This is a genomic window from Acinetobacter sp. 148 (genome assembly GCF_031196675.1).
Lineage (GTDB): Bacteria > Pseudomonadota > Gammaproteobacteria > Pseudomonadales > Moraxellaceae > Acinetobacter > Acinetobacter baumannii.
This window is the reverse complement of sequence record NZ_JAVIMT010000064.1, coordinates 1-273: the sequence shown is the minus strand read 5'-3', so window position 1 is coordinate 273 and position 273 is coordinate 1. Positions and strand designations below refer to the sequence as shown.

The 273-nt window shown below is 41.0% G+C and carries 1 protein-coding gene; it reads right to left on the bottom strand.

Annotated features, from left to right (window positions below; all coding sequences use genetic code 11):
* The coding region (locus RFX69_RS11305; protein WP_309169388.1) for a C40 family peptidase at positions 1-271 on the bottom strand (271 nt) is incomplete at its 3' end.
* Positions 272-273 lie beyond the last annotated feature (2 nt).

Here is a 273-nt window from a genome sequence, read left to right as displayed (position 1 = left end):
GAAAATCCAGATCTGGATAGGAGCAAATGACCCACGGCTTTTGATGTAACTCAATTTGAATTAAGTCTAGTTCTGAGGCTCGTGTAGTACCATCTGGATGGGAATGTACATAAGCTAAGATTTCGCCTTGGTCTTCTGCCATAGCTAAATCTTCAGGATGTATTTCAAACTGATCAGATTGAGCTGAAATATTGCGACAAGCGATATATTGCTTATCAACAATCACACCACAGCATTCAAGCGGATAGCATTCATCAGCATGCGCCATGATTG